Genomic DNA, 1,025 nt, shown 5'->3' on the forward strand with positions numbered 1-1,025 from the left:
ATGACCATCGCAGTTGGACGCGCCCCCAGTAGAGGGTGGTTTGACGTATTAGACGACTGGCTAAAGCGCGATCGCTTCGTATTCGTAGGTTGGTCAGGAATATTATTATTCCCCTGTGCCTTCCTCGCATTAGGCGGTTGGCTCACCGGTACAACCTTCGTCACATCCTGGTACACCCACGGATTAGCATCTTCTTACCTAGAAGGAGCTAACTTCTTAACAGTAGCAGTATCCACACCAGCCAACAGCATGGGGCATTCCCTGTTGTTCCTGTGGGGACCTGAAGCTCAAGGTGACTTCACCCGTTGGATTCAACTCGGTGGTTTGTGGCCTTTCGTAGCCCTACATGGCGCATTCGGTTTGATTGGCTTCATGTTACGCCAATTTGAAATCGCCCGTCTCGTCGGTCTTCGTCCTTATAACGCCCTTGCTTTCTCCGGTCCTATCGCCGTATTCGTCAGCGTGTTCCTGATGTATCCTTTAGGGCAATCTAGCTGGTTCTTTGCACCTAGCTTTGGAGTAGCCGCAATTTTCCGTTTCCTCCTATTCCTCCAAGGTTTCCACAACTGGACACTCAACCCCTTCCACATGATGGGTGTAGCGGGAATCTTAGGTGGAGCTTTACTTTGTGCCATTCATGGTGCGACAGTAGAAAACACCCTATTTGAAGACGGTGAAGGATCAAACACTTTCCGCGCCTTCAACCCCACCCAAGCTGAAGAAACCTACTCCATGGTGACAGCAAACCGTTTCTGGTCACAGATTTTCGGTGTTGCTTTCTCCAACAAACGTTGGTTACACTTCTTCATGTTGTTTGTCCCTGTGACAGGCTTGTGGATGAGTTCCATTGGGATCGTTGGTTTAGCATTAAACCTGCGGGCTTATGACTTCGTTTCCCAAGAATTACGGGCAGCAGAAGACCCAGAGTTTGAAACTTTCTATACCAAAAACATTTTACTGAACGAGGGTATCCGCGCTTGGATGGCCCCTCAAGATCAACCCCACGAACAGTTCGTATTCCCAGA

The 1,025-nt window shown here is 49.4% G+C and carries 1 protein-coding gene; it reads left to right on the top strand.

Annotated elements, in window-relative coordinates:
• On the top strand, positions 1 to 1,025 hold a 1,025-nt coding region (gene psbD / locus IQ226_RS24800; RefSeq protein ID WP_193899792.1), incomplete at both ends, for a photosystem II D2 protein (photosystem q(a) protein).

Origin of the sequence: Dolichospermum sp. LEGE 00240, assembly GCF_015207875.1 — a bacterium.
Classification (GTDB): Bacteria; Cyanobacteriota; Cyanobacteriia; order Cyanobacteriales; family Nostocaceae; genus Dolichospermum; species Dolichospermum gracile.